The organism is Pseudomonas sp. PME37.24/025 (genome assembly GCF_055556615.1).
The window spans coordinates 230,001-256,673 of the sequence record NZ_JBVHNK010000001.1; the positions used below are offsets into that span (position 1 = coordinate 230,001).

Annotated in this window: 20 protein-coding genes; 10 read left to right on the forward strand and 10 right to left on the reverse strand. The window is 60.3% G+C overall.

All coding sequences use genetic code 11. From position 1 onward, the window contains the following. Nucleotides 1–24 precede the first annotated feature (24 nt). Both ACZ3HH_RS00860 and sohB read right to left on the reverse strand, forming a co-directional pair. Nucleotides 25–3,966: a dermonecrotic toxin domain-containing protein gene (locus tag ACZ3HH_RS00860; RefSeq protein ID WP_465802215.1), complete on the reverse strand. Its 3,942-nt coding sequence runs from the start codon at nt 3,964–3,966 to the stop codon at nt 25–27. Between the two features lie 191 nt (nt 3,967–4,157). Then, complete coding sequence (sohB, locus tag ACZ3HH_RS00865) at nt 4,158–5,180, reverse strand: protease SohB (protein WP_465802216.1); 1,023 nt, start codon at nt 5,178–5,180, stop codon at nt 4,158–4,160. Nucleotides 5,181–5,382: 202 nt separating this feature from the next. Between sohB and ACZ3HH_RS00870 the strand changes: the two genes are divergently transcribed. The 6 genes from ACZ3HH_RS00870 (at nt 5,383) to ACZ3HH_RS00895 (ending at nt 11,946) form a co-directional block, all read left to right on the forward strand. Next, nucleotides 5,383–6,093, forward strand: coding sequence for a histidine phosphatase family protein (locus tag ACZ3HH_RS00870; RefSeq protein WP_465802218.1), 711 nt, complete (start codon nt 5,383–5,385; stop codon nt 6,091–6,093). Between the two features lie 64 nt (nt 6,094–6,157). After that, a complete protein-coding gene (locus ACZ3HH_RS00875) occupies nt 6,158–6,472 on the forward strand; it encodes an SCP2 sterol-binding domain-containing protein (protein ID WP_123356684.1) in 315 nt (104 codons plus the stop codon). Nucleotides 6,473–6,776: 304 nt separating this feature from the next. After that, the gene (locus ACZ3HH_RS00880) at nt 6,777–8,624 is read left to right on the forward strand and encodes an amidohydrolase (protein ID WP_465802721.1); all 1,848 of its coding nucleotides are present in this window, start codon (nt 6,777–6,779) and stop codon (nt 8,622–8,624) included. A 123-nt stretch (nt 8,625–8,747) separates the two neighbouring features. Further along, nucleotides 8,748–9,611: a LysR family transcriptional regulator gene (locus ACZ3HH_RS00885; RefSeq protein WP_007898206.1), complete on the forward strand. Its 864-nt coding sequence runs from the start codon at nt 8,748–8,750 to the stop codon at nt 9,609–9,611. A 110-nt stretch (nt 9,612–9,721) separates the two neighbouring features. Continuing rightward, nucleotides 9,722–10,864 carry a sterol desaturase/SRPBCC family protein gene (locus ACZ3HH_RS00890; protein WP_465802220.1) on the forward strand — a complete coding sequence of 381 codons (1,143 nt, stop codon included), beginning with the start codon at nt 9,722–9,724 and terminating at the stop codon, nt 10,862–10,864. Nucleotides 10,865–10,902: 38 nt separating this feature from the next. Further along, nucleotides 10,903–11,946, forward strand: coding sequence for an SMP-30/gluconolactonase/LRE family protein (locus tag ACZ3HH_RS00895; protein ID WP_465802722.1), 1,044 nt, complete (start codon nt 10,903–10,905; stop codon nt 11,944–11,946). A 261-nt stretch (nt 11,947–12,207) separates the two neighbouring features. On the opposite strand, the gene ACZ3HH_RS00900 is transcribed toward ACZ3HH_RS00895, so the two are convergent. The 7 genes from ACZ3HH_RS00900 to ACZ3HH_RS00930 form a co-directional block, all read right to left on the reverse strand. Further along, nucleotides 12,208–12,450 carry a hypothetical protein gene (locus ACZ3HH_RS00900; RefSeq protein WP_465802222.1) on the reverse strand — a complete coding sequence of 81 codons (243 nt, stop codon included), beginning with the start codon at nt 12,448–12,450 and terminating at the stop codon, nt 12,208–12,210. Between the two features lie 206 nt (nt 12,451–12,656). After that, a complete protein-coding gene (locus tag ACZ3HH_RS00905) occupies nt 12,657–14,768 on the reverse strand; it encodes a hybrid sensor histidine kinase/response regulator (RefSeq protein ID WP_465802224.1) in 2,112 nt (703 codons plus the stop codon). Between the two features lie 131 nt (nt 14,769–14,899). Beyond that, nucleotides 14,900–17,998, reverse strand: a complete 3,099-nt coding sequence (locus ACZ3HH_RS00910) for an error-prone DNA polymerase (RefSeq protein ID WP_465802226.1) — start codon at nt 17,996–17,998, stop codon at nt 14,900–14,902. Then, nucleotides 17,974–19,389 carry a Y-family DNA polymerase gene (locus tag ACZ3HH_RS00915; RefSeq protein WP_465802228.1) on the reverse strand — a complete coding sequence of 472 codons (1,416 nt, stop codon included), beginning with the start codon at nt 19,387–19,389 and terminating at the stop codon, nt 17,974–17,976. The genes ACZ3HH_RS00910 and ACZ3HH_RS00915 overlap by 25 nt, the downstream gene beginning before the upstream one ends. Before the next feature lie 7 nt (nt 19,390–19,396). Next, complete coding sequence (gene imuA / locus ACZ3HH_RS00920) at nt 19,397–20,014, reverse strand: translesion DNA synthesis-associated protein ImuA (protein ID WP_123722357.1); 618 nt, start codon at nt 20,012–20,014, stop codon at nt 19,397–19,399. Further along, nucleotides 20,014–20,631 (reverse strand): transcriptional repressor LexA, encoded by a 618-nt coding sequence (gene lexA / locus ACZ3HH_RS00925; protein WP_465802230.1) that lies wholly within the window; start codon nt 20,629–20,631, stop codon nt 20,014–20,016. Before lexA ends, imuA begins: the two co-directional genes overlap by 1 nt. Before the next feature lie 306 nt (nt 20,632–20,937). Continuing rightward, nucleotides 20,938–21,825, reverse strand: coding sequence for a Dyp-type peroxidase (locus tag ACZ3HH_RS00930; protein ID WP_465802232.1), 888 nt, complete (start codon nt 21,823–21,825; stop codon nt 20,938–20,940). Nucleotides 21,826–22,040: 215 nt separating this feature from the next. Between ACZ3HH_RS00930 and ACZ3HH_RS00935 the strand changes: the two genes are divergently transcribed. Both ACZ3HH_RS00935 and ACZ3HH_RS00940 read left to right on the forward strand, forming a co-directional pair. After that, nucleotides 22,041–23,666, forward strand: coding sequence for an NADP-dependent glyceraldehyde-3-phosphate dehydrogenase (locus ACZ3HH_RS00935; protein ID WP_465802233.1), 1,626 nt, complete (start codon nt 22,041–22,043; stop codon nt 23,664–23,666). 68 nt (nt 23,667–23,734) lie between these two features. After that, on the forward strand, nt 23,735–24,754 hold the full coding sequence (locus ACZ3HH_RS00940) for an FUSC family protein (protein ID WP_465802235.1): 1,020 nt from the start codon (nt 23,735–23,737) through the stop codon (nt 24,752–24,754). Between the two features lie 8 nt (nt 24,755–24,762). Here the strand turns inward: ACZ3HH_RS00940 and ACZ3HH_RS00945 are convergent, their stop codons facing one another. After that, entirely contained in the window at nt 24,763–25,656 is an 894-nt protein-coding gene (locus tag ACZ3HH_RS00945; RefSeq protein ID WP_465802237.1) for a DMT family transporter, read from the reverse strand. Between the two features lie 135 nt (nt 25,657–25,791). Between ACZ3HH_RS00945 and ACZ3HH_RS00950 the strand changes: the two genes are divergently transcribed. Then, nucleotides 25,792–26,229: an Lrp/AsnC family transcriptional regulator gene (locus ACZ3HH_RS00950; RefSeq protein ID WP_008006559.1), complete on the forward strand. Its 438-nt coding sequence runs from the start codon at nt 25,792–25,794 to the stop codon at nt 26,227–26,229. Between the two features lie 57 nt (nt 26,230–26,286). Continuing rightward, nucleotides 26,287–26,616, forward strand: coding sequence for a YceK/YidQ family lipoprotein (locus ACZ3HH_RS00955; protein ID WP_460145670.1), 330 nt, complete (start codon nt 26,287–26,289; stop codon nt 26,614–26,616). Nucleotides 26,617–26,673 lie beyond the last annotated feature (57 nt).

Consider the following 26,673-nt stretch of genomic DNA (forward strand, 5'->3'; position numbering starts at 1 on the left):
CCTTGCAGGGTTCAAGGCCATCCTCTAGACCTGTTCGGTGATCACCGGAAATGGCCGCCCCATCGTTACCCAATCGCGGTAAAGCCTGGCCCGATCTTCCAGCGAGGTGAAAATTCCCAGCGGGTTTTCGGCATCGATCGCTGTGCCTTCGACAAACCGATTCATCCAGCCCCACAACTCATCCGACGCCTGCACTTCGCTCAACAGTCGCCAGACCCTCGCTTGCAACGCCAGGTAGTCGACCTGAAAGTCCGCCGTCAGGCTGAGTCCATCGATGACCCTCAAGAAACGACCGCCCGACGGTTTGACCGCCAATTGCTGCCAGATCGTTCGCCTGGCTTGCCGCAGTGCTTCGTTACCCTCCCGCAACCACGCAACCGGATAGCCATAGTCAGCTCCTGGAGTACTCAACCACAGGTTGATCCCGGTGCGTTGCCGATGATTGACCAAGCGCCGCAAGGTGTCCTCGTCGGTCAGCGGGTTGCCCCAGAGCTTCACTCGATCCCGTGCGACGGCCTGGCTCAGCACCGCCGGCGGAACCCGGGTGATTCGGTTAGCGCTCAGGTCCAGCATCATCAGGTAGGGCTCGTCCCGAATTCCGATCGGACACGTTCTGATCCCTGTGCTCCTCAGGTTCACTTGGCGCAGTTCGTTCATCCCTAGCAACACCGGCGGAACACCCAAGGGGTTTTCACTTAGATCCAGCGATTGCAAGTTGATCAAGTCACACAGTTGCGACGCCGTGTTCTCCCTGAATTGCACAAACGTGGCTTTCAGATTCAGCGTCGTGAGATGGCTCATTCGCGGGATCGCCGACGGCAGAACACCCTCCAGCCCTCCCATGGCATCAGGCAGCCGCAGATCGACTTTTTCCAGACTCAAGACGCGCAGATTGGGGAAAGACTCAAGGAAGCCGTTCAAACTCTCACGTTCAATCAGGTGCAGTCCGCGCATCGACAGCTCTATCACCTCGTTGAACCTGACATTCATGACCGGCAAACGGTGGTAGTCCTCGAAGTCCAGATCCAGTTTGTATCCCGTTAACGTCTCCCCGGAATAAAGACGATTGGCCTGCGGCGGGCACTTTTGCCAGATAGAGATCAACTCGTCAGCCAGTTCCATTCGGGTCTCGCGCTCGTACTCCATCGTGTACTGCACCAGCGCGACGTTATGCGCCGCGATTTGCGCATGATTCATGCCCGCGGCGCCCTCGTCGCCAGCGGCCAGAAAGTCGATGTCCATGCCATCGAGATCCTGCAGGGTCTGGTCGATCCAACCAGTGAGATCCGTACTCAATTGCTCAAACTGTTGCTTCAGACCATCGAGGTGTGACTGAGCGTTTGCCCCGGCATGTTGCAGCCATTCATCAGTTTGCACATTGCTGAAGTCGGGATAGAGCTCCCTGACTTGTAGCCTCATCGTCTCGTGAGTCAATGCCGCAGCCTGCGGGGTCGTCGGAAAGCCGCCGCCCCTCAAGCCCTGCATTTCGAAAGGCAGCCCCCCGTCCATTCTGCCCAGGCCCAGGGCGAACTCGGCGCGTGACAGCGCCCGATCGCGGAGGTTGAGCTTCAGTTCGTTGGCCGGGTTCAGCGACTGCAACTGCAGCGCCGCCCGCTCGTCCGCGGACAACACACCGTTGACGGCCCCGTAAAAGTCCGCACGTACGATGGTTTGGGCGGGCACATCGACGTATTGATAGTGGTCATCGATTTTGATCAAACGACGACAATCAGCCGCATCAAGCGAACCGCAACGATCCAGCACCCGACCGTGCAGCGAGCCGTCCAGCACCTCGATTCGCAGGCCTTTTGGCCAGCCGGGCAGATTTTTCAGCGAATGCAAGGCCAGCGTGTCCGAATCGGAATGGGCCAGGGAGCGCAGATAAAGGCCTTCATAAGCACGGGTCAGCCTCACATGCTGCTGGTACTGACGGGCCTTGCTGTCCAGTTGTCTGAACACTTCCTTGGCCTGGATCGCATCCGGCGTCGCCGTGAATTCTATGCCATAGCGATCAAGCATCTGCTCCACCGCACTTTTCGGCAGGCCGGGATATTGCTGTTGAAACAATCGGACCCATTCATGCTCCGAGTGCTGGAGTGCCTGATAGCGAGTGTTGAACAACTCCACTCGACGGGCCTGCAACGCCTCGTTCCCGTCAGCCTGCGTTTTGTCGAGGGCCTCCACGACGTCCTGATCGATTTTGAAGCGGCTGATAGTGTCGGCCAACACAGGAGGGGGTCGACGACCGGCCTGCATCATTCGCAGCAGATCGTCATCAATGGCGCTGACCTTGCCGATCTGCAGAAGGACTTCATCGCTGAAAGCGTCCACCGGGGCGCCTATCCCTCGCAGCAGGCTCAGACGACTCGGCATCTGCGTGGTCGGTTCCGGGGGAGCGATATGAGCGGACAGATCACCCGCCGGTTTGCCGCCGGGTTGCACATCGGGCTCGCCAGTCTCGTGCTCGGTCCTGGTCAGCGCGGCGACCTCGGCGCCTTCGCCTTTTAACGAAGCGACAGCCCCAACCAGCGGCAATGCATTGAGCAAGCCGAACACGGTTCGCGTCACGCCTTCCGAACGCTCACTGGCTGTTTGCCCCTCGACGGCCTCATCCAGACCGTAACCGGCGTCAATAAGCCCGGCCAGCACCAACAATCCCTCACCTCCGGGCACAAACAACGCCAGTGGCCCGAACCGGTTGATCCATTGCACGACTGGTTCAACGAAAGCGCTCAGATTGTCACGGTTGACCTGGGCATCGTCGCGGATGGTCTTGATACTGTCCTGGGCCGCCTGCTTCATGGATTTCACCAACTGCGCAAAAGGGTCGGTTGCGCTGGGTGAGCGATCAAACTCGATGTAATCGCCCGGATCCCAATGGCCATCATCGTTGAAGAACCCGGCATTCTTCGTCAGCCTGTGCATTTTGGGATAAATCGCCATGCCCTCCAGCGCGGTCAGTACACCCGCATGAAAGGTGCCGTCCTCGCGATCCTCTTCGGTGAAATGAGCCGCCAATGCATGTTTCGTATCGACGCCACTGCCCTGAGCCACGATCCATTGGCGCAACTGCCGACTGTCGGTGAATTCGTGCAATGGCGAAGAGTTGCCGGGGATGTACAGCAAGACACTGGAACCTGATCGCTCTTGAAAGCACCAGATATCCGTCGCTGTATAACGGTACAGTTTCAACCGACTCGCCTCGACACCCGGGGGCATTTTTGTCGGCGCTTGCAATTGCTGGATCGTCAGCGCTTCCCAGGTCTGAGCGGCGGGCAACCCGGCGGCTTGCATGGCGAGTTCCAGCCCATTTCGGGACAGGCACCGTTCTTGATATTGCAGCCGGGCCGCCATGACGAAAGCGGCCTTGACCGATGTCCTCAGGGCATAAGGACCGGGAGCAGCGATGACTGCGTCCGACGGCCAGGCCTGATCAAGATAAGTCTGGTATCGATCGGAAAGAAACACCCCCCAGACCCACTGTTTGAAATCGGCAGGCCGCAGATTGATTTGCGTGTGCGGGCCATAGGATTGCGGAACCGTGGCGCGATAAATGCCTTCATAAGTGTCGTGGTTGCCACTGCCCACATAGGCAAACTCGTCGACCTTCTCGACAATGCGCACTGACGGCCCGATGTCCGGCGGCGTGTACAAACCAAACACCGTTTCGCCGAAGCGCCCATCGCCCACCGTCTGATAATTGCCAAGCAGCGCCTGGATCAGGGTGCGGGAACTCCCCACCTGCCCCTGATGGACACCGTTCTCTGGAGGATGCCCATGGTAGTTATAGTCGAGCGTTACCAGCAGGGCTGTCTGCGGATCAATGTCGGCTCCCCACTTCTCCTTGATCAAGCGCTCGCCAAACTGGGCGGGAGTTTGTGGTAGTGCGGCATCCACCGCGGCCTTCAGTTCGTTGTGCATCAGCATATTGGGCGTTGGGGCATCGCCATGGGCGTGATCATTCATGTGCATTCCATTGCAAACTATTGGGAATCACCAGAATACCCAGCCGCAACTCAAGCGTAAGTCGGAATGATCGGCAGGCCAGTTAGGACGTTTCGCAGAGTCCGCAGGAAAGTGAACAGTCTTAAATGCCGGACGAAAAAAAACCGCGGAAATCCGCGGTTTGATTTTTTCCGGAGACGCCTGCCAGAGGCTTACCAGAAGCGTTGCTGGGTCAAGCGGCTCCACCAGCTCAGCAATACGCGATCGATCGAACCGCTGGCCGCGATACCGATGCGCTCCTGCAGGCTTTTGCGCTCGGCGTAATGCAAGTGATAGAGCTCGGACTGCTTGGCGCGTTCGGCGAGGTATTCATCGCTGGTCTTGAGTTCATCCACCAATTGCTTGTCCAGAGCCGCGATGCCCAACCAGATTTCACCGGTGGCCACTTCGTCGATGGCCAGTTGCGGGCGATAGCGGGAAACGAAGTTCTTGAATAGCTGATGGGTAATGTCCAGTTCTTCCTGGAATTTCTCCCGGCCCTTCTCGGTGTTTTCGCCAAACACCGTCAGGGTGCGCTTGTACTCGCCGGCCGTCAGCACTTCGAAGTCGATGTCGTGTTTTTTCAGCAGACGATTGACGTTGGGCAACTGCGCCACCACGCCGATCGAGCCGAGGATCGCGAACGGTGCACTGATAATCTTCTCGCCGATGCACGCCATCATGTAGCCGCCACTGGCCGCGACCTTGTCGATGCACACGGTCAACGGCACACCGGCTTCACGAATCCGCGCCAGTTGCGAAGACGCCAGGCCATAGCTGTGGACCATGCCGCCGCCGCTTTCCAGGCGCAGCACCACTTCATCCTTCGGCGTGGCGAGGGTCAGCAGCGCGGTGATTTCGTGGCGCAGGCTTTCAGTGGCCGACGCCTTGATGTCACCGTCGAAATCCAGCACGAACACCCGGGGTTTGGCCTCGGGCTTCTTCTTTTGCTTTTTCTCGGTTTTGGCCTGCGACTTGCGCAAGGCCTTGAGCTGCTCCTTGTCGAGCAAGGTTTGCTCCAGGCGTTCGCGCAGCCCTTTGTAGAAATCATTGAGCTTGCTGACTTGCAGCTGCCCGGCCGACTTGCGCCGACCTTTACTGCGCAACGCCGCAAAACTGGCCAGGACCACCAGAATGGCGATCACCAGAGTCACGGTCTTGGCCAGAAAAATGGCGTACTCGAACAAAAGCTCCACAGGGACTCCTTCAATCAATGCGCGGGTTAAACACGCGCGGGATACCTCCAGCATACCCATCCACCGGCCTGACGACCAGCCGTGAAACCTCTGGCAACAGGCCTGTAACGGGCATTTCAAACAAGCGTATGTTTTTTCATTGACAGCTCATCGCCATCCTCATAACCTCGCCAAACCTTCAACGTACCGGGATGACGCGGACGTGGGCAGCATCTACTTGATTCGACATGGCCAGGCCTCCTTTGGTGCAGACGACTATGACGTTCTGTCGCCGACCGGTATTCGCCAGGCAGAACTCCTCGGCCAGCACCTGGCCGAACTCGGTGTCAGCTTCGATCGCTGCCTATCGGGCGACCTGCGCCGCCAGCAACACACCGCCAACAGCGCGCTGGAACAATTCGCCGCCGTCGGGATGCCGGTGCCGGTGCTGGAAATCGATTCCGCCTTCAACGAATTCGATGCCGACGCAGTGATCCGTGCCCTGCTGCCGGCCATGTTGGAGGACGAGCCCCAAGCGCTGGATATCCTGCGCAACGCCGCACAAAACCGTGCCGAGTTCCAACGCATCTTTGCTTTGATCATCGAGCGCTGGCTTGCCGGCACCTATGACACACCTGGCCTTGAAAGCTGGCTGGGTTTCGTCGAACGCGTGCAGGCCGGTCTGTATCGATTGCTCGAGCAAGCCGACAACACACAGAAAATAGCCGTGTTCACTTCCGGCGGCACCATCACTGCCCTGCTCCACCTCATTACGCAAATGCCTGCAAAACAGGCCTTTGAACTGAACTGGCAAATCGTCAACACCTCGCTCAACCTGCTTAAGTTTCGCGGTCGCGAGGTGGCCCTGGCTTCCTTCAACAGTCATGCGCATCTGCAACTGCTGAAGGCCCCGGAACTCATCACGTTTCGCTGAGTCCGGATTATTGTGACCCTGGCTGTAATCACCCAGCTCTAATTACCCAAGAAAGGATCGAACCATGACCTCCGTAGCTGATGCCGTACAAGCAATGAAAGCCAAGTTCAACCCAGCCGCTGCTGCCGGTCTGGACCTGGTATTCGGTTTCCGTATCGACGACACCAAGAACTTCTCGCTGATCGTCAAAGACGGCACCTGCGAACTGCAAGAAGGCGAGAACCCGGACGCTCAGGTCACTCTGGTGATGGACGGCGAAACCCTGGAAGGCATCGTTGACGGTTCGACCGACGGCATGCAAGCGTTCATGGGCGGCAAACTGCGCGCTGAAGGCGACATGATGCTGGCGATGAAACTGTCCGAGCTGTTCCCGGCCTAAGCACGCCGCTCCCGTCTTTCGGGAGCACGTCTGGCTGCAAACGAATCCCGCCCCTCGTGGCGGGATTCGTCGTTTTCGCCCTCGGAAAACGGCTATCTGCGGATTTGCCGACTATATTCCTTCTGGCCGCATGCGTCAGACATCGGCTGTTGACCCCCGCTTCTTTGTGAAGAACTTTCTGGAGAGCGCTGCCATGAGCCCACCTGACGAGCACAACGACTTCAGTCGTCGCCGTGTACTGCAAGGCCTTTCGGCAGGCGCCGTCGGTGCCTGGGTCAGCCCACTATTCGCAGGGAGTAAAACCATGCCTGAAACTCCAGCCGACCTGATTCTGTACAACGGACGCCTGCACACCGTCGACCGCAAGAAACCCCAGGCCAGTGCCGTCGCGATCAAGGACGGGCGCTTCGTGGTGGTCGGCAGCGATGCCCAGGCCATGGCGCTGCAAGGTCCCGGCACCCAGATCATCGACTTGCACGGCCGCACGGTGATTCCGGGACTCAATGACTCCCACCTGCACTTGATCCGTGGAGGTCTGAATTACAACCTCGAGCTGCGCTGGGAAGGCGTCCCGTCCCTGGTCGATGCCTTGCGCATGCTCAAGGATCAGGCCGATCGCACGCCTACGCCGCAATGGGTTCGGGTAGTCGGTGGCTGGAACGAATTTCAGTTTGCAGAGAAGCGTCTGCCGACGATTGAAGAACTGAACAAGGCTGCGCCGGACACCCCGGTGTTCGTCCTGCACTTGTACGACCGCGCCCTGCTCAACCGTGCCGCGCTGAAAGTGGTCGGTTATACCCGCGACACACCGAACCCGCCGGGCGGCGAGATCCAGCGCGATGCCAATGGCAACCCCACCGGCATGCTGATCGCCCGCCCCAACGCGATGATCCTCTACTCGACCCTGGCCAAGGGGCCGAAGCTGCCGTTGGAATACCAGGTCAACTCGACCCGTCAGTTCATGCGCGAACTCAATCGGCTGGGCGTCACCAGCGCCATCGATGCCGGCGGCGGTTATCAGAATTACCCGGACGACTATCAAGTCATCCAGCAACTGGCCAAAGACCAACAGCTCACGGTGCGCATTGCCTACAACCTGTTCACCCAAAAACCCAAGGAGGAGCTGACCGATTTCAAAAACTGGACCAGTACCTCCCATTACGGCCAAGGCGACGACTTCCTGCGGCACAACGGTGCCGGGGAAATGCTGGTGTTCTCGGCAGCGGATTTCGAAGACTTCCTCGAACCCCGTCCCGACCTGCCACAAACCATGGAGCAGGAGCTGGAACCGGTGGTGCGGCATCTGGTGGAACAGCGCTGGCCCTTCCGCCTGCACGCCACCTACAACGAATCCATCAGCCGCATGCTCGACGTGTTCGAGAAGGTCAATCGGGATATTCCGTTCGACGGCTTGCCATGGTTCTTCGATCACGCCGAAACCATCACCCCACGCAACATTGAACGGGTTAAAGCCCTCGGTGGCGGCATCGCCATCCAGGACCGCATGGCGTTTCAGGGCGAATACTTTGTCGACCGTTACGGCGCGAAGGCGGCCGAAGCGACACCACCGATCGCGCGCATGCTCGCCGAAGGCGTGCCGGTGGGCGCTGGCACCGATGCCACGCGGGTCTCCAGTTACAATCCCTGGACCTCACTGTACTGGCTGGTCAGCGGTCGCACCGTCGGCGGGCTGGCGCTGTACCCGCAAGGCTTGAGCCGCGATACGGCTCTGGAACTGTTCACCCACGGCAGCGCCTGGTTTTCCTCCGAACAAGGCAAGAAAGGCCAGATCAAGGTCGGGCAACTAGCGGACCTGATTGCGTTGTCAGCGGACTACTTTCACATCGAAGACGAAGCCATCAAATGGATCGAGTCGGTGCTGACCATTGTCGACGGCAAGATTGTCTACGGCAGCGTCGAGTTCGAAAAACTGGGACCGCCGCCCATCCCGGTGGTGCCTGAGTGGTCGCCCGTGGTGAATGTACCGGGACACTGGAAACCACTGGCGCCGCTGACCGCGCAAGTGCACCAGTGCGTGGGCGCTTGCGCGGTGCATGCCCACAGCCATGAGCGGGCGCGGTTGTCGTCAGCGCCAGTCAGTGACTTTCAAGGGTTCTGGGGGGCGTTTGGCTGTTCGTGTTTTGCGTTCTGAACAAAATATTTCCAAACATTATCCATCCAATGTGGGAGCGAGCCTGCTCGCGAAGAACGAAACGCGGTATCGGAAGACAAATGCTGCTCTTACAATGCCCGCACCTCCCACATCGGCCAGCCCATGGACATCGATCTCGCCCGCACCTTTCTGGAAATCGTCCGCCACGGTAGCCTGGCCGCGGCGGCTGAAAAGCTGCACGTCACCCAGACCGCGATCACCGCCCGCGTGCAGAAGCTCGAAAGTCAGCTGGGCAGCACGTTGTTCGTGCGCAACCGCGCCGGTGCGCGCCTGACACCGAATGGTGAGGCCTTTGTGGTTTACGCCAATCAACTGGTGCAGACCTGGGAAGCAGCGCGTCGGGACTTGCCGCTGCCCGAGGGCTACCGCGACGTGCTGCACATCGGTGGCGAGGTCAGTCTGTGCAACCCGTTGATGCTCAGCTGGGCCGGCGAACTGCGCGAGAAAATCCCCAGCCACGCCCTGCGCATGGAAATCCGCGACGGCGAAAACCTGCTGCGCCAACTGGAGCTGGGGGTGCTGGATGCGGCGCTGGTCTATCAGCCCGAGTACTGGCCACGCCTGCAAGTCGAGCAGGTGCTGGAAGAAAAACTCATCCTGGTACGCCTGGCCGGACAGCCTGATCCTTATGTGTATATCGACTGGGGCCCGGACTTCCGTCGTCAGCACGATGCCGCACTGCCAGAAAAAGCCAAGGCGGCCTTGAGCTTCAACCTCGGACCGCTGGCCTTGCAATACATCCTGGAAAATGGCGGCAGCGGCTATTTCCGTACCCGCGTGGTCCAGAGCTACCTGGAAAGCGGCGTGCTGGAGCCAGTGCCCAAAGCCCCGGAGTTCAGCTATCCGACTTACCTGGTTTACTCCCGGGACCGCGACTCGGCGACCTTGCAACGAGCCTTCGATTTGCTGCGTGAAGTGATCAAGACGGACGACGACTGGTCCCAGCGCTGGAACCCGTTGACCTGACGCCAGGCGTCTTGCACCGGAGCATGGCGCTTGTGTCCTCAAGCTCGGGCCAGCCTCTACGGCGGGATCGACTAATCTGCTGGTTATAACAATAACCACAGGTGAACGCAGTGAGGCAGACCACCGAAGCATTCCGCGCGCGCTACCGTGCCAACATTCATCCGCTCTACAACCCCTGGCTGCATGGCGCCTTTGTGTTGCTGTTCGGGTTGCTGGCCGTCGGCGCGTTCTGGAGCACCGTGCATCACGTACACCCCCTGGAATGGCTGGCGGTGCCGCTGACCCTGTTGTTCTTCAACTTCGGCGTCTACGTCGTGCATCGGCATCTGGGGCACCACAAAAAGCGCATGGCGCGAATGTTCTACGCCCGTCACGCCGGTGACCATCACAGCTTCTTCACCCCCGGTCACATGACCTACGACAATGCGCGCGACTGGCGGGTGATTCTGTTTCCGGCCTGGCTGATCGTATTGCATACCCTCGTCATCACCGCGCCCGCCTGGTGGCTGTCGGCTCAGATCAACGGCAACGTCGCGGGGCTGTTCGGCGGCTGCATGGTCCTCGGTTACCTGACTTATGAAGTGTTCCATGCCTGCGAACATTTACCGCCCGGCAACCCGCTGACACGTCTGCCGTGGATTCGCCAGATGCGCCGTCTGCACGAACTGCACCATCGCCGTGAGCTGATGCAGGAGCGCAATTTCAATATCGTGTTTCCATTGATGGATTACCTGTTCGGAACCTTGTACTGGGAACCTGAACAAGCGCCTCCTCACCTGACGAGAACGCCCACCCGCCTGCAGCACGTGATCGACATCGCTGGAAATCCGCTCGCCGTGCTCGCCTACGCCAGCACGGCGACACGTTGGCCGGAGTGGCATCCGTCCTCCCTCAAGGTCGATGGCCAGAGCGGTCCGTTGTATGCCGGGGCGCGGTTCGAAGAAGACATTCGGGCTGGCGGGCGTGAGGGGCATTTGCGCTGGGAGGTCGACGAGTACTTACCCGGTCGCCGCTGGAGCGCTCGGGCCGAGGGCGATCATGGACTGTCGTTGGTGGTGACTTACGAATGCAAGGCTGAGGGCGACGGCACGCGGTTTATCCGCACCCTGGAATATGGCTTCGGCGGTGTGGTGATGCGCATCGCCAATCGATTGTTGCTCAAGCGGCGCATCGAGCGTGAATCGGCACAATCGATGCTGGCGTTACGCGAGATGGCGCAAAAACATCTGGCCTCGACAGGAGTCACCGCGTGAGCGCCCTCAAGTTTCGGCATTTGTTGTTGCTGTTGATCATGCTGATTGGCGGCTTCCTGTTGTTATTACCCACCAAAGTCCAGCCGATCGCCTGGACACCGTCACCGGCGCCCTCCCTCATCGATGGCATCTACACAGACAATCAGCGCCTCAAAGGCGTGGAACGAGTCGGCGCCGCTGACATCGACGGCCCGGAGGCGTTGCTGCTGGAGGAAGACGTCCTCATCACCGGTCTGCATGACGGCCGGTTGATTCGCACCAGCCTCGACGGCAAAACCACCAAGGTGCTGGCCGATACCGGTGGCAGGCCATTGGGCCTGGCGCGGCACCCCAATGGTTTGTTGGTGATAGCCGACGGGGTCAAGGGTTTGCTGTCGCTCGATGCCCAGGGCCGGTTGATTGCATTGAGCACCACGGCCAACAACGTGCCCTTCGGTTTTACCGATGACGTGGCCATCGACAAGCCCGGGCATTACGCCTATTTCAGCGATGCTTCCAGCCGTTGGGGTTACGGCAACGATGGCGAGGCAATCATCGAGCACGGCGGCGACGGCCGATTGCTGCGCTATGACTTCCAGACCGGCAAGACGGTGGTCCTGCTGGACAAACTGGAATTCGCCAACGGTGTGACCCTGGGGCCTGACGATGCGTTTGTGCTGGTCAACGAAACCGGCGCCTATCGCATCAGCCGCTATTGGCTGACCGGGCCGAAAGCCGGAACCCACGATTTGTTCATCGACAATTTGCCAGGGCTGCCGGACAACCTGGCATTCAATGGTCGCGACCGTTTCTGGGTGGCGCTGTATACACCGCGCAATGCACTGCTCGACGCCACGGCGCCCTACCCTCTGGTGCGCAAAATGATCGTGCGCGCGATGACGGTACTGCCCAAACCGGTGGAGAAACGCGCCTTCGCCCTCGGCCTGGACCTCAACGGTAAAGTGATTGCCAATCTGCAGGACGCCAGCAGCGGCAACTATTCACCTATCACCACCGTGCGCGAATATGGGGATTGGTTGTATCTGGGGTCGCTGAAAGCGCGGCACATGGCGCGATTGCCGTTGAGTACGGCATTGCAGTAGTAACAGCGATCAAACTGTGGGAGCGGCGGTGCGGCGATCCGACTTGCTCGCGAAGGCGGACTGACATTCAATATTGATGTCGACTGGCATGGCCTCATTCGCGAGCAAGCCCGCACACATTAGATTTAGGTTCGTTTTGGAGAGTTTTGGATGGGGCACCTCGCATGGAGCCGTAACGTCGGGCTCTGATCGTTCGAGGTGCCGGTATTTATCCCCGTTCCAATTTTTCAGCCGCCGGTCGTCAGTGGCTTGATACAGAAGTCAGGACGGCGTCTGGAGTCGTTCAACGATCTTATTCTTGACCAGCACGCGCTTCTTCTTGAGTTTCTTCAGTTCGTCATCGCTGAGCGCGTCCGATTGGGCGGTCTCAGCCTTTACCACCTCGGCGTCCGCCTGAGAATACTTGTTGATCAGTGAATCCAGTAACGGATCCTTGGTGCGTTTTTGCTGGATCTCTTCCTTCGAAAGCTTCAGATCCTGATACAGATCATGAGTCACCGGCATGGAACACCTCCGTTGGTTAATCGGTAGCAAACGCGATCGATTGCGCTCACCAGCTATCAGAATGGCCTTGCTTACCGTGTTCTGTCGACCGTCTATCAGACCAGCGGTGTCCGTTCGTCGTCCTGTCGCAAATGCGATAAAACCGGATATTGCCAGTCAGACAAGGTGCGGAATTCTGTGGGAACGCGGTCAATGAAAATCCAGAATCAACCACCCAACACGCTGCGAATCATGTTCAACAGCGCTTCAGGGCCATAAGGTTTGCTCAGTAGATAAGTGTCGGGACTGAGTTGGTGATTGCGCGAAATAATGTCCCGGGTGTGGCCGGAGGTAAACAGCACCGCCACCGGAGGATTCTGCACCTTGGCCCAGGCGGCCAGGTCGGAGCTTTTGATCAGACCGGGCATGACCACGTCGGTGAAGATCAGGTCCACCGCCACGCCATCGAGCAACATCTGCATGGCCAGGTCACCGTTGGCCGCGGTCAGAACCTGATAGCCCTCTTCACGCAACAAGTCCACCGCCGAGCCACGCACCGCTTCGTTGTCCTCGACCACCAGAATGGTTTCGTGCCCGCCCCGGTGCTGCGGATCATGGCGAGTTGATTCACTGGGCAACGGGCGCAAGCTGCGCGGGAAATACAGCTGCACCCGAGTTCCCTGTCCGACGACGCTGGAAATCTCGATATGCCCGTCGCTCTGTTTGACGAAACCGAACACCATGCTCAAACCCAGGCCGGTGCCCTGACCATCGGCCTTGGTGGTGAAAAACGGTTCGAAGGCCTGTGCGAGCACTTGAGGCGGCATGCCGACACCCGTATCAGCCACCGCAACGCAAACATAGTCGCCAGCGACGATGCCCTTGCCTGCGCAAAACTTGCGGTCCAGGGCAATGTTCTCGGCACTCAGGGCAATGGTCCCCTCGCCGTTCATGGCGTCTCGGGCGTTGATCGCGAGATTGAGAATGGCGTTTTCCAGTTGATTGCGGTCCACGTACAGATGCCATGGATCGTCAGGCGCCGTCACCTTGATCTGGATAGTCTCCCCCAACGCCCGCTGCAATAATTCCCCCAGCCCTTCGAAAATCTGCCGTGGATTACAGACCGCCGGCGACAAAGGCTGACGGCGGGCGAATGCGAGCAACTGTGACGACAGTTTGGCACCGCGCTCCACCGCGGCAATCGACGCACTGACCCGACGTTGCACATTGGCGTTGTCTGGCTCGTGACGCGCCAGCAAATGCAGGTTGCCGGCGATAACTTGCAACAAGTTGTTGAAGTCATGGGCCACACCGCCGGTGAGACCGCCGATGGCTTCGAGTTTTTGTGACTGACGCAACTGCTCTTCGGCTGCCAGCCGCGCTTCGACTTCGTCGGCGACTCGCTGCTCCAGGTTGCGGGTGAATTTGAGCAACGATTCTTCGGCGATCTTGCGTTCGTGGATGTCAATCAACACCCCGGGAAAGCGGAACGCCTCGCCTTGTTCATCGAACTCGCAACATCCGCTGGCCAGCACCCACAGGTAACTGCCATCGGGACGCAGAACCCGGTATTCGGCGTTATAGGGGATGCCGGTTTCCACCGACTGATTGAACCGCTCCTGAACCCAGCTACGGTCGTCGGGATGAATCTGCATTTCGGCGATGAGCGGTGGCAGGTTGGCCAGGTCCTGGTCGGGAGGATAGGAAAACGTGCGGGCGAAGCGTTCGTCGGCAGACAGCACATCAGCCTTGATGTCCCAGACGAATGAGCCGAGCAAAGCTCCGGCATTAAGAGCCAGGCGAACTCTTTCGTTGTCGGCGCGATAGGCGCTTTCGGCTTCCTGGCGGCGGCGCTCGGAAATCACATGGTCAGTGGTATCGACCACCATCGCCATGACCCCGGCGGGGTGCCCGTCATCGTCGGCGACGGGACTGTAGTAAAGATCCATCCAGACGTCTTCGGGTACGCCATCACGCAACAGCACCAAGGTTTTGTTGTGATAGGACAAGGTACCGCCCGCAAGGCAGATATCCATCACATGCCGATTGAATTCGGCGACCTCTGGCCAGCCCAGCTCCACCGGGGAGCCCAACAGGTAAGGATGGCGCCCACCGGCAAACCTCGAGTAGGCATCGTTATAGATCATGTAACCGGGTCGACCCCACAGCATCACCATCGGCAGGGGTGAGGCGAGTAATAATTGCACCGCGCTGCACAGGCTCCCGGGCCAGGTATCGATGCTCCCAAGCTCGGTCAGGCTCCAGTCGAACGCGCGAATGCGTCCGGCCATTTCGCCGCTCCAGCCGGTACATCCGTGGCTATTGTCTAGAAACTGCATCGACTGGCCTATGTCCTGTAAATGACATGTTTTCAGGCAGTGCAACGGCGTGAGGAGACGGTGCGTGCCCGTTTGTTTCGAGCACCGCCGACGCCAATGGTTTCATAGAGGTATAGCTGAATGTCGCCGGTTCAGCGGAAATCCCGGCTGCGCACATGGATACCGTCGAGCAATGAACTCAGGTCGCTCAAGCGCCCAGCAATCAGATGCCGCACCTCGCCTTCCTTTTCCCAGCGCCCATCGACCTTGAGCAATTGCGAGCCGACCAGTACCTGTCGTTGCCGGTCGGCCAAGTCGCGCCAGACCACCACGTTGACGTTGCCGAACTCGTCTTCAAGCGTCACGAAGGTCACGCCGCTGGCGGTGCCCGGGCGTTGCCGGCCGGTGACCAGCCCGGCGACGCTGACCGGTCGGCCGTGCTCGACATCCATAAGTTCTTTCGAACTGCGGCAACGCCGGGCTTTCAATTCACTCCGCAGCAATGCCAGCGGATGCGGGCCGAGGGTGGTACCGACACTGTTGTAATCAGCTTGCAGGTCCTCGCCCACGGTGGGTTTGGGCAGAGACACCGCCGGCTCTTCCTGGCTCGGCAGACCGGCAAACAAGCCGAGCTGCTTCTGCACCCCCGCCACCTCCCAGCGCGCCCGATGCCGGTCACCGGCCAGCCCGCGCAGTGCACCGGCATCGGCCAGTTGCTCCTGGGCGCGGGCATCGAGTCGCGCCCGTTCGCCAAGGTCGGCGATGTCGGCAAACGCCCCTTTCGACCGTGCGACTTCAATGCGCCTGGCATCGTCCTCACGAAAGCCTTTGATCATCCGCAACCCCATGCGAATGGCCGGCTGCGCACCGGTGATCGGTTCCAGGCTGCAATCCCAATCACTGGCTCGCACGTCCACCGGGCGAATCTGCAAATGATGGCGGCGGGCGTCCTGGAGAATCTGGTCCGGGCTGTAGAAACCCATGGGCCAGCTGTTGATCAGCGCACAGGCGAAGGCCGCCGGCTCATGGCATTTCAACCAGCAACTGGCATAGGTCAGCAAGGCGAAACTGGCGGCGTGGGATTCGGGAAAACCGTAATTGCCGAAGCCTTTGATCTGCTCGAAGATCTGCGCGGCGAACTCCGCCGTGTAGCCGTTTTTCTTCATTCCGTCCGCCAGACGTTCCTTGTGCGGTTCCAGTCCGCCGTGGCGTTTCCAAGCGGCCATGGAACGGCGCAATTGATCGGCCTCGCCGGGGCTGTAGTCGGCGGCGACAATCGCAATCTGCATCACCTGTTCCTGGAACAGCGGCACGCCCAACGTACGCTCCAGCACCGCTTCGAGTTCTTTCGACGGGTAGATCACCTCTTCTTCGCCCTTACGCCGCCGCAGATAGGGATGCACCATCCCACCCTGGATCGGCCCCGGCCGAACGATCGCCACCTCGATCACCAGATCGTAGAAGTTCTTGGGCTTGAGCCTGGGCAGCATCGACATCTGTGCCCGGGATTCGATCTGGAACACCCCGATGGTGTCCGCATGGCCAATCATTTCGTAGGTTTGCGGGTCTTCGGCCGGCACCGTCGCCAGACTCAGGTCACGGCCACGGTGCCGACGCAGCAGATCGAAACAACGACGAATCGCGCTGAGCATGCCCAGCGCGAGGATATCGACCTTGAGCAACCCGACCGCGTCCAGATCGTCCTTGTCCCACTGGATGATGGTGCGCTCGGCCATGGCGGCGTTTTCCACCGGCACCAGGCTGTCCAGGGGCTGTTCGGAAATCACAAAGCCGCCAGGGTGCTGGGACAGGTGCCGAGGGAAACCGATCAACTGCCCCGTCAGGCTCAGCACCCGGCGCAACACCGGGCTATCGGGATCGAAACCACCTTCACGCAGACGCTCGACGGGCGGCGCCTGATCACTCCAGTGACCGCAACAGTCGGCCAGGGCGTTGACCTGATCCGGCGGCAAACCCAGTGCCTTGGCCACATCGCGCACTGCGCCGGCACCGTGGTAAGTGCTGACCACCGCCGTCAGCGCCGCACGGGTCCGGCCATAACGCTGGAATACGTACTGCAGGACTTCTTCACGCCGTTCGTGCTCGAAATCCACGTCGATGTCCGGCGGCTCGTTGCGCTCTTTGGAGAGAAAACGCTCGAACAGCAACGTGCTCCGCTCCGGGTCAATCTCCGTGATGCCCAGCACGTAGCACACCGCCGAATTGGCGGCAGAACCGCGTCCCTGACAGAGAATGTGTTGCTGGCGGGCGAAATTCACAATGTCGTGAACCGTCAGGAAATAACTTTCGTACCCCAACTCGGCAATCAGCTCCAGCTCCTTGTCGATCTGCGCCAACACCTCGGCTTTAGGGCCTTTTTCCCAGCGCCACCGAACACCCTTTCCTGCCAACTCCCGCAACCAGGACGTGGCCGTGTGACCTTCAGGCACCAGCTCCCGGGGATATTGATAGCGCAACTGACCGAGGTCGAACGTGCAGCGCCGGGCGATGCTCAGCGTTTCGTCGAGCAGTGCCTGCGGATAGAGATCGCGCAAGGCGTCGAGGTTGCGCAAATGCCGTTCGCCGTTAGGGTGCAGACGCAACCCGGCCTCGGCCACCGATAGGTGATGGCGGATCGCGGTCATGGTGTCCTGCAAGGCACGCCGGCCGCGGGCGTGCATGTGCACATCGCCGCTGGCCACCGCCGGGATCCGCAATTCCCGCGCCAGGGTCAGCAGCGCCGCCAGTCGCCGGGTGTCGTCCTGCCCGCGGTGCAACTGAACGCTCAGCCATAGGCGCTCGGCGAAAGTCTGCTTCAGCCAGTGGCCCTGCTCAACGTCATCGACGGCGTCCGGCACCCACAACGCCAACAACCCCGGCAACGGCTCGCCGAAATCCTCCCGCAGCACCTGATACTGGCCTTTCTGCGTGCGGCGTCTGGCCCGGGTAATCAGTCGGCACAGGGTTTGGTAACCCTCGAGGTTTTCCACCAGCAGCACCAGTTTCGGGCCGTCTTCAATGCGTATTTCACTGCCGATGATCAGCGGCAATTCCACGGCCTTGGCCGCCTGCCAGGCGCGAACGATACCCGCCAGGGTGCATTCGTCGGTGATCGCCAACGCCTGATAGCCCTGTTTTTTCGCCCGTTGAAAAAGCTCAAGCGCACTGGAAGCACCGCGCTGGAAACTGAAGTTCGACAGGCAGTGCAGTTCGGCATAATCGACACTCATGCGAACCAGCCTTGCAGCCACAACGGACCGCCTTCACCCACCGTCCGATAGGCCCAGCCCTGCTGACCGAAGCGGGTTTCGATCAGGTAGTAATCGCGGCGTACGTCGTCGCCGTCCCACCAGCCCGACTCGATGCGTTCCGGCCCCATGAGGATGCGCGTCGAACCTTCGTGTACCGCCTGCGGTTCAGTCAGTAGCCAGCCCGGGCGTTGCACGGCAGGCAGCACCCCACAGGCCTGGCTGTCGACACTGGCCTGCCACGCGCATTCCGGACGGTGATCGGCCTGGAACCGCAAGCCCTGCACCGCGTCATCCCCCAATCGCGCGCGCAAGCGTTCGCGCAGTTGCTCCCAAGGCAAGGATTGCTGCGGACGATCATCGAACAGTTCCTGGTATTGGGGCACAAAGGCCGGTAGCTCTTCGGCGCGCAGACGAAAACCGCGCACCGGCGCTTCGACCTGAACCTGTTCCAGCCGCCCCCGGGCCAGTTCGAACAGCATCGCCGGATCGCGCTCGGCGCTGAGCAGGCCGACCTTGATCAGTGTGTCTGGTAACCCGGCGTGCTCCAGGTGCAAATCAAAACGCTGCACACCGCTGTCCCGCCCGCAGAGGAACGCCGCCAGATCGCCGGTCAGCCTGCGCAACGGAAACAGCAACGCCTGATGGGATTGCACATCGAAATTAAGCTCGATGCGCACATCGAAACGGTCCGGCGGCAGGTAAAACGCCAGCGCCAGCCGTCGCTCGCCGAACAGGGTGTCCAGATGCTTGAGCACCTGAGCTTCGAAGCGCCGGGCCAGGCTATGTCGTGGCAACACCTGCACCTGACTCAAGGTGCGCAGCCCCATGCGCGATAACGCCGTGGCAACGCTTGGCTCCAGAGCGATCCGGTCGACGGGCAACTGCCCGAGGTGGTGCTGCAAAGCGTCATTGTCCGGCACCACCAGACCGTCATAAACGTTGGCCAGCACCCGCGCCGCCACCGGATTGGGCGCGGCGACAATCCGGTGACGAAACCCCAGTTCGCCGAGTTCCGCCCGCAACCGTGCCTCGAACTGCGGCCAGGGCCCGAACAAGCCCAGGCTGGATTCGATCTCAAACACCACGGCTCGCGGGTAATGCACGCTGACCTGGGAACTGAACCGATAGGCCCAGGCAGCCAGGAACTGCTGCCAGTGTTCGATCTCCGCGGCGTCGTATTCGGCGGTGACAAAACCTTTGCTCAAGGCCTGAGCGGCGGTCATCGACTGGCCGGGCCGCAAGCCCAGCGCCCGCGCCGAACCGTTGACCGCTTGCAGCACCCGACGCTGGGCCGGACCGGTCAGCAGTGCCAGCGGCTCATCGGGGTCGGGGCGCTGACGCAGTACCGCGTCCAGCGCCAATTGCGGGAAGAGAATGCAAACCCAGCGCATGGCAACCTCAATGCCCGACGGCAAAGGCAATCGGCGCCGAGCGGGCCAGCCCGCCCCGGCACTTGAGTACCCGCAATTGCGCAGGTTTGGCGTCGATGGCGATGCGCAGGGCCGCTGGCGACGGGTTGATGGCTTCACTGATCGAGCGATAGGCGAACGCCAGGGTCTGACCCGTTTCCGCTGCCACCTGCAAACGTCGCAACGCTCGATCGTCGGCCTTGTGCGGCCAGCACAACACCGCCCCGCAACTGCCCGAACGCAGGCATTGTTCCGCCGCCCACAGCGCATCGCGCTCACTGGCCTGGATAATCGACAGTTGCCGCAAATCAACCCCGGCGTTCTGCCAGGCCTGGGGATACGGCACGTAAGGCGGCGCCACCAGCACAATGCGCTCCCCCGCCGCCGACAGCCGCGCCAGCGCCGGCCACACCAGTTGCAACTCACCTACGCCCTGCCCGGCCAGCAGAATTTCAGTCAGCGCCGCTTCCGGCCAACCGCCAGTGGGCAACGCCGCATCCAGCGCCGCATGCCCCGTGGGTTGCGGGCTGACGGCCGGTGGCGCAGGCCGGCCCTTCCAGACCTGGCCGCCATTGAACAGCGTATCCAACGCAACGACAGCGCCCATCACCCTTGCCTCACCAGACCGCAAAACACGCCTTCGATGGCCAGATCCTGATCGGCTCGAACAATGATTGGCTTGTAAGCCGGATTGCGTGGCAACAGGCGAACAGAATCGCCGACCCGTTCGAAACGCTTGATGGTGACTTCGCCGTCGAGCCGCGCCACGACGATCTGGCCGTTGACCGCTTCGGGATTGCGCCGCACGCCCACCAGGTCGCCGTCGAGAATGCCGTCCTCGATCATCGAATCGCCCTGGACCCGCAGCATGTAATCCGGCACCCGCGAGAAGATCGACGGATCAAGCAGTAAACGGCTGTGGACATCGGCATCGGCACCGATCGGCGCACCGGCCGCCACTCGACCAAGTACCGGAACGTCCAGCAGCTCGGGCCGTGGCGGTTGATTCAACAGCCGGATGCCCCGCGCCTGATGCGGATTGACCTCGATAAAACCGGCCTCGGTCAGCGCCAGCACGTGCTTGCGCGCCACGCTGCGGGAGGCGAAGCCAAAGGCCTCGCTGATTTCAGCGAGGCTCGGGGGCTGACCGTGTTCGGCGATTCGATCGCGGATAAAGGTCAGGATGGCGGTACGGCGGGGAGTTAAAGTCGTCATGGAGTACATTTGTACTCTTTCGGGTTTTTCCTGACAAGGACCGCCAGTCAGCTTGCCAGTTTTTGTAGGAGCGAGACTTGCCCGCGAAAGCGCTTTACCTGACACACCGCCTTCGCGGGCAAGCCTCGTTCCTACAGGGGTGGGGTTAACCCGGACTTCGACCAACGCAAAACCTGCATCGGCGTGTTCGACCTTGCACAGCGTGGTGGCGGCTTCTTCGCGTACTCGCCAGGCTTGGTCCTGCAACGCCTGACACAAGGCTGGCGAAGCCTGCGATTTTTTCTTTCAGGTTCGCTTGAGGATCTGGCCCGCTGTTTAACCGATACGCAATGCACGCAGGTCGAGGCGACCGTCCTTGAGCGGTGGGCACCAGTAGTAGCCGCCGGTGATCGGTCGGCTGATGCGATACAAACCATCGGTGATGCCGTCTTCCAGACCGCTCATGCGCCGCAGCTGGGATTCGAACGCATCGAGAGAAAAACCGAAAGCCAGGAACATCAGGCCGGCGCGATCGCCTTCGATCCACGGCATCGAACGGCGGACCACGAAGGCTTCGGGCGTGAAGCTTTCCTGAGCGGTGCGTTTGACATGGGCAGAGATCGGCGCGTCGTCGAGTTCTTCGTTGTCGCTCAGGCGACGACCCATGATGTTGTCTTTCTCATGGGACGGCATCGCATGAAAGCCTTTCAAGTCATGCAGCCACTGCTGGATCGCGGCGAAGCTGCCACCGACCAGACCGTCCGCGCCTTCGCTCAGCAAAGCGGCGGCCACAGCGGCTTCGTCGTGAGGGTTTTCGGTGCCGTCTTCGTAACCGGTCAGGTCGTGGCCGGTCATGTGGCGGAAGGTTTCGTTCATCTGCACCAGACGCAGGGCCGGTGCCAGCGCGGCTTCAATCGCATGACTGCGATTGAGCAGTTCGCCACGGTCAACACCGTGCAGCCAGCACCAGAGCGCGTGTTGGGTCGACGGGTTGTCGACGCCGACACCGACCAGCGCAGGAAAGGCGCGCAGCCCGTCGATCTGCGCGTGCAGCGCCTTGACCAGGGATTCACCGAAACCGACGACCGCCGACTTTCCGTCCACCAGGCGCATCAGGTTATCCAGCGCAGCCGGCAGTGCCTCGGCGGATTCGAGGGCGAAGAACATATGACGAGCTTGAGGCGGAACAGGGGTGGCGAGAATGCCCGGCTGGTAATAACTCATATGAACTCCTTCAGAAAGAGCGTGAAGTTTAACCGGGGGATCGTTACTTGTGTGTTTTCAGGGCAAAAGATCGCAGCTTTCATGACCGGGATGAGCCGCAGATTCCCGATCCACAACGCCAAGCCAAAAAATCATAAGATGAGCCATGACAAGCGAGTCCGAGGTCTGCTAAAACGATTCATCAGTGCATTACTGAATCCAGACGGGGTAGCGACATGACCACAGCACAAATCCTTGGCAACCTGTTTCCCACCGCCGACAACGTCCCGGAAAAGTACCGCCTCAATGGCCAGACCGAACAGCGCGAATACCTGGTCGACGGTGAACTGAAAACCTGGTCCGGGCCCCTCGCTCAAGTCCGCAGCCCGGTGTACCTGAGCGGCGCGAATGGCGATGAACAAGTGATTCTGGGCAGCACGCCGTTGCTTGATGCCGACACTGCACTGACCGCGCTTCACGCCGCCGTCCGCGCCTACGACCGCGGCCAGGGCCTGTGGCCGACCATGCGCGTGGCCGAGCGTATCCAGCACGTCGAAAACTTCCTGGCTCGCATGCGCGAACAGCGCGAGGCGGTGGTCAAGTTGCTGATGTGGGAGATCGGCAAAAACCTCAAGGACTCGGAGAAAGAGTTCGATCGCACCTGCGACTACATCGTCGACACCATCAACGCCCTCAAGGAACTCGACCGCCGCTCCAGCCGCTTCGAACTGGAACAGGACACCCTCGGCCAGATCCGCCGCGTTCCGTTGGGCGTGGCGTTGTGCATGGGACCTTACAATTACCCGCTGAACGAAACCTTCACCACGCTGATTCCGGCGCTGATCATGGGCAACACCGTGGTGTTCAAACCGGCCAAGCTTGGCGTGCTGTTGATTCGCCCGCTGCTCGAAGCGTTCCGCGACAGCTTCCCGGCCGGGGTGATCAACGTCATTTACGGCAGCGGCCGCGAGACCGTCAGTGCGCTGATGGCCAGCGGCAAGATCGATATCTTTGCGTTCATCGGCACCAACAAGGCCGCCAGCGACCTGAAAAAACTCCACCCAAGGCCTCACCGCCTGCGCGCGGCGCTGGGCCTGGATGCGAAAAACCCCGGCATCGTTCTGCCAGAAGTCGATCTGGACAATGCTGTCAGCGAAGCCGTCACCGGTTCCCTGTCGTTCAACGGCCAGCGCTGCACCGCGCTGAAAATCCTCTTCGTCCATGAAGATGTGGTCGAGGCATTCATCGAAAAATTCAACGCCAAACTCGCCAGCCTCAAACCCGGCATGCCGTGGGACAGTGGCGTGGCCCTGACGCCATTACCGGAGTCAGGCAAGGTCGATTACCTGCATACGCTGGTGGCGGACGCGGTCAGCAAAGGTGCAGCCGTGATCAACCCCAACGGCGGTGAATCCCGCGCATCGTTCTTCTACCCGGCCGTGTTGTACCCGGTGACACCGCAGATGCGCGTCTATCAGGAAGAACAGTTCGGCCCGGTCGTACCGATCGTGCCCTACCGTCATCTGGACACCGTGATCGATTACGTCCTGGAATCCGACTTCGGCCAGCAACTGAGCATTTTCGGCACCAACCCGGTGGCGGTCGGCAGACTGGTGGACACCTTCGCCAACCAGGTCGGCCGGATCAACCTCAACGCCCAGTGCCAGCGCGGCCCTGACACCTATCCGTTCAACGGTCGCAAGAACTCCGCCGAAGGCACGCTGTCGGTACATGATGCACTGCGAGTGTTTTCGATTCGGACCCTGGTGGCGACCAAGTTCCAGGAGAGCAGCAAAGAGCTTCTCAGCGAGATTATCAGTGGACGAAACTCGAGCTTCCTGACCACCGACTATATCTTCTGAGGACACCGAGCCTGAGCATCATCAGAGGCCTTCGACTGCCACCGCTGTTGCGCCGGATACTGCGTCCCTTGCTGGACCCGTACCGGCGCTACCGCCACGCCAAACTGATCCATGCGGTGCGGGTTTCGTTGGGCTTGCTGGCGACGATCCTGCTGACCACCGGTATCAACCTGCCCCACGGTGAATGGGCATCGGTGACCATGCTGGTGGTGATCGGTGGCTTGCAACACCACGGTAATATCGGCAAGAAAGCCGCCGAGCGGGCCATCGGCACCTTGATCGGAGCCGGAGTCGGCTTGTTGCTGGTGGCGCAACAGGCCTGGCTCGGGATGCCGTGGCTGACCTATTTCGCGATGTCGGTGGTATGCGGATTCTTCTCGTACCACGCCATCGGCAAGGGCGGTTATACGGCGCTGCTGTCGGCGATCACCGTATTTATCGTCGCAGGGCACGGAGACAACCCGGTCACCGATGGCCTGTGGCGCGGGGTTGATATTCTGATCGGCATCGCCTTGGCACTGGCCTTCTCCTTCGCCCTGCCGCTCTATGCGGTGTACTCCTGGCGCTACAACCTGGCCGATGCGTTGCGCGACTGCGCGGCAATCTACGGCCGCATCATCAAGGGTGAGTCCGTCACCGCTGACGAACACCTGAAACTCATGAATCGCTTGAACACGGTGATGATACAACTGCGCTCATTGATGCCCTCGGTGTCCAAGGAAGTGCGAGTTTCCATGACCGAACTCGATGCGATTCAGCGCAATCTGCGGATGTGCGTCAGCATCCTGGAAATTCTCGGCAATAGCCGGCCGAATGCCGAGGACTCCGAGGTAATGGCCCATCTGCAATTGGCATTGAAAGCTGAACACCGACAGATTCGGGTGCAACTGATCGGTATGGCCCGGGCATTGAAATCGGGCGCTTCGCAACGGCTCAGCCGGCCAGCCGAATTGCCATCGGACTCAACGCTCGATGCGCCGGTCTACAGTCCGCTGGATGGCTATCGATTGCTGACCCGACAATTGAACGCGAACATCGGCGAGATGCGCCAGCGCCTGGCGAAGACCGCAGCGCGCTGGAACATCTGAGAGGTTGTTTATTGTGTAGCCACCCGCCGAAGCTTCAGGCCCCAACCCTGTTGCATCCCGGCGGCGGCCAACAGAATCGCGGCAACACCGATCCATTGCAGCGGCTCCAGGCGATGGCCGAAGGCGAACCAGTCAACGAAAATCGCCGCAATCGGGTAGATGAACGACAGCGCGCCGGTCAGCGCTGTCGGCAGTTTTTGAATCGCGCCGTAGAGCAACACATACATCAAACCGGTGTGCACGATCCCCAGGGTCACCAGGCTGGCCCAGGCACTGGGCGCTTGCGGCATCGCCGAGAAATGCGCAAAGGGCGCGAGCAACAAAATGCCGGTGCAGACCTGGATCAACGCGATCAGATGCGGTGGCGTACCAGTCAGGCGTTTGATGATCAGCGCGGCAATCGCGTACAGAAAGGCAGCCCCCAGCGCCAGACCAATCCCCATCAGGTAATCGTTGCCGCCCTCGCCCTGCTCACCATGTGCGCTGACAATCGCCAGCATTCCGAGAAACGAAATGCCCAGCCAGAACAGTTTCTGCAGGGTGATTTTCTCCCCCAGAAACAGCGCGGCCAGCCCCACCAGCATGAACGGCTGGACGTTATAAACCGCCGTGCCAATGGCAATCGAGGCGCGGGAGTAAGACGCGAATAACAGCACCCAGTTACCGACAATCGCCACACCGCTCAGTACCGCCAGCAAGAAGGTGGTGGACGTCAAAATACCAGGGCGCAGAAAGCCGAACGCCGCGCAGATCAGCAATAAGGTGGCGGCACCGAACACGCAGCGCCAGAACACCACGTCCAGCACCGGTTGCCCGGACACCAGCACGAACCAGCCAATGGTCCCGGAAATCAGCATGGCGGCGGTCATTTCGAATGAGCCGCGACGTAGTGTTTTGTCCATCATCAACCTCCTGTGTTTGAGCCCAAAGTATGCCAATCCATCGAGGGGCTTCTCCAGCGCAAAAAGCAGGCTAAACTCGGCTTCTGCCTTTTTTATCAAGGCTTATTCAGCCGATTGCCTAACAGGGGATTCGCCATGACCGACGACATCGACCAAGTGCTGATCAGCGCGCTGATGGAAGACTCACGCCGCTCGCTCAAGGCCCTGGCACAGATCAGCGGCCTGTCCTCGCCCAGCGTCGCCGAGCGCCTGCGCCGCCTCGAAGAACGTGGCGTGCTCAAGGGCTACACCGTCGAGATCGACCCCAAATGCTTTGGCTACCAACTCCAGGCCATCGTCCGCATCCGCCCGTTGCCGGGTCAATTGCAGGAAGTGGAGCGACAGATTCAGGCCATCCCCGAATTCACCGAGTGCGACAAAGTCACCGGCGACGACTGTTTCATCGCCCGCCTGCATGTGCGCTCGATGGAACAATTGGACACCCTCCTCGATCGCCTCAACAGCCACGCCGAAACCAACACCGCCATCGTCAAGAAGACCCCGGTCAAGCGCCGGCTGCCGCCGATGGCTTGAGTGCTGTTTTGTTCGCAAAGGCGTAGATTGATCTTTTTCCGGCGAAGGATTGGCGGTATGAAAACTCAAGTCATGTTACTGGCGGCGCTGATGCTTGCCGGCTGCGGTACGTTCGAGACGGTAGTGCGCAGTGACGAGGCTGCGGTGAAACATCTCAAGGAACAGAAAACCTACTGCGGTGCGGTTCCACGGATCTATAGCGGCGTGACGTATGACTTTTGCAGGCTGCATGCGCCTCCAGGCCCAGGCATCGATGAGTATCAATACAACAATGCCACGCCCTTTGTGCTGATCGACGTAGTTATTTCGGGCGCACTCGACACCATGCTGTTGCCCTACACCATTTATCGGCAGCAGGCTGATGGCAGCATCGTCATTGCCGAATAATGGTCGGTCTGCCAAGCACTTTTTGATGAACGTCGACCCGATTTTCAGACGATAAAA

Bases quoted from the DNA above. Each gene is read 5' to 3' on its own strand.
- ACZ3HH_RS00860 (WP_465802215.1), bottom strand. From the start codon at position 3,966: ATGAATGATCACGCCCATGGCGATGCCCCAACGCCCAATATGCTGATG.
- ACZ3HH_RS00875 (WP_123356684.1), top strand. From the start codon at position 6,158: ATGACCTCCGTAGCTGATGCCGTACAAGCAATGAAAGCCAAGTTCAAC.
- ACZ3HH_RS00880 (WP_465802721.1), top strand. From the start codon at position 6,777: ATGCCTGAAACTCCAGCCGACCTGATTCTGTACAACGGACGCCTGCAC.
- ACZ3HH_RS00885 (WP_007898206.1), top strand. From the start codon at position 8,748: ATGGACATCGATCTCGCCCGCACCTTTCTGGAAATCGTCCGCCACGGT.
- ACZ3HH_RS00895 (WP_465802722.1), top strand. From the start codon at position 10,903: ATGCTGATTGGCGGCTTCCTGTTGTTATTACCCACCAAAGTCCAGCCG.
- ACZ3HH_RS00900 (WP_465802222.1), bottom strand. From the start codon at position 12,450: ATGCCGGTGACTCATGATCTGTATCAGGATCTGAAGCTTTCGAAGGAA.
- ACZ3HH_RS00905 (WP_465802224.1), bottom strand. From the start codon at position 14,768: ATGCAGTTTCTAGACAATAGCCACGGATGTACCGGCTGGAGCGGCGAA.
- ACZ3HH_RS00915 (WP_465802228.1), bottom strand. From the start codon at position 19,389: ATGCGCTGGGTTTGCATTCTCTTCCCGCAATTGGCGCTGGACGCGGTA.
- imuA (WP_123722357.1), bottom strand. From the start codon at position 20,014: ATGGGCGCTGTCGTTGCGTTGGATACGCTGTTCAATGGCGGCCAGGTC.
- lexA (WP_465802230.1), bottom strand. From the start codon at position 20,631: ATGTACTCCATGACGACTTTAACTCCCCGCCGTACCGCCATCCTGACC.
- ACZ3HH_RS00930 (WP_465802232.1), bottom strand. From the start codon at position 21,825: ATGAGTTATTACCAGCCGGGCATTCTCGCCACCCCTGTTCCGCCTCAA.
- ACZ3HH_RS00935 (WP_465802233.1), top strand. From the start codon at position 22,041: ATGACCACAGCACAAATCCTTGGCAACCTGTTTCCCACCGCCGACAAC.
- ACZ3HH_RS00945 (WP_465802237.1), bottom strand. From the start codon at position 25,656: ATGGACAAAACACTACGTCGCGGCTCATTCGAAATGACCGCCGCCATG.
- ACZ3HH_RS00950 (WP_008006559.1), top strand. From the start codon at position 25,792: ATGACCGACGACATCGACCAAGTGCTGATCAGCGCGCTGATGGAAGAC.
- ACZ3HH_RS00955 (WP_460145670.1), top strand. From the start codon at position 26,287: ATGAAAACTCAAGTCATGTTACTGGCGGCGCTGATGCTTGCCGGCTGC.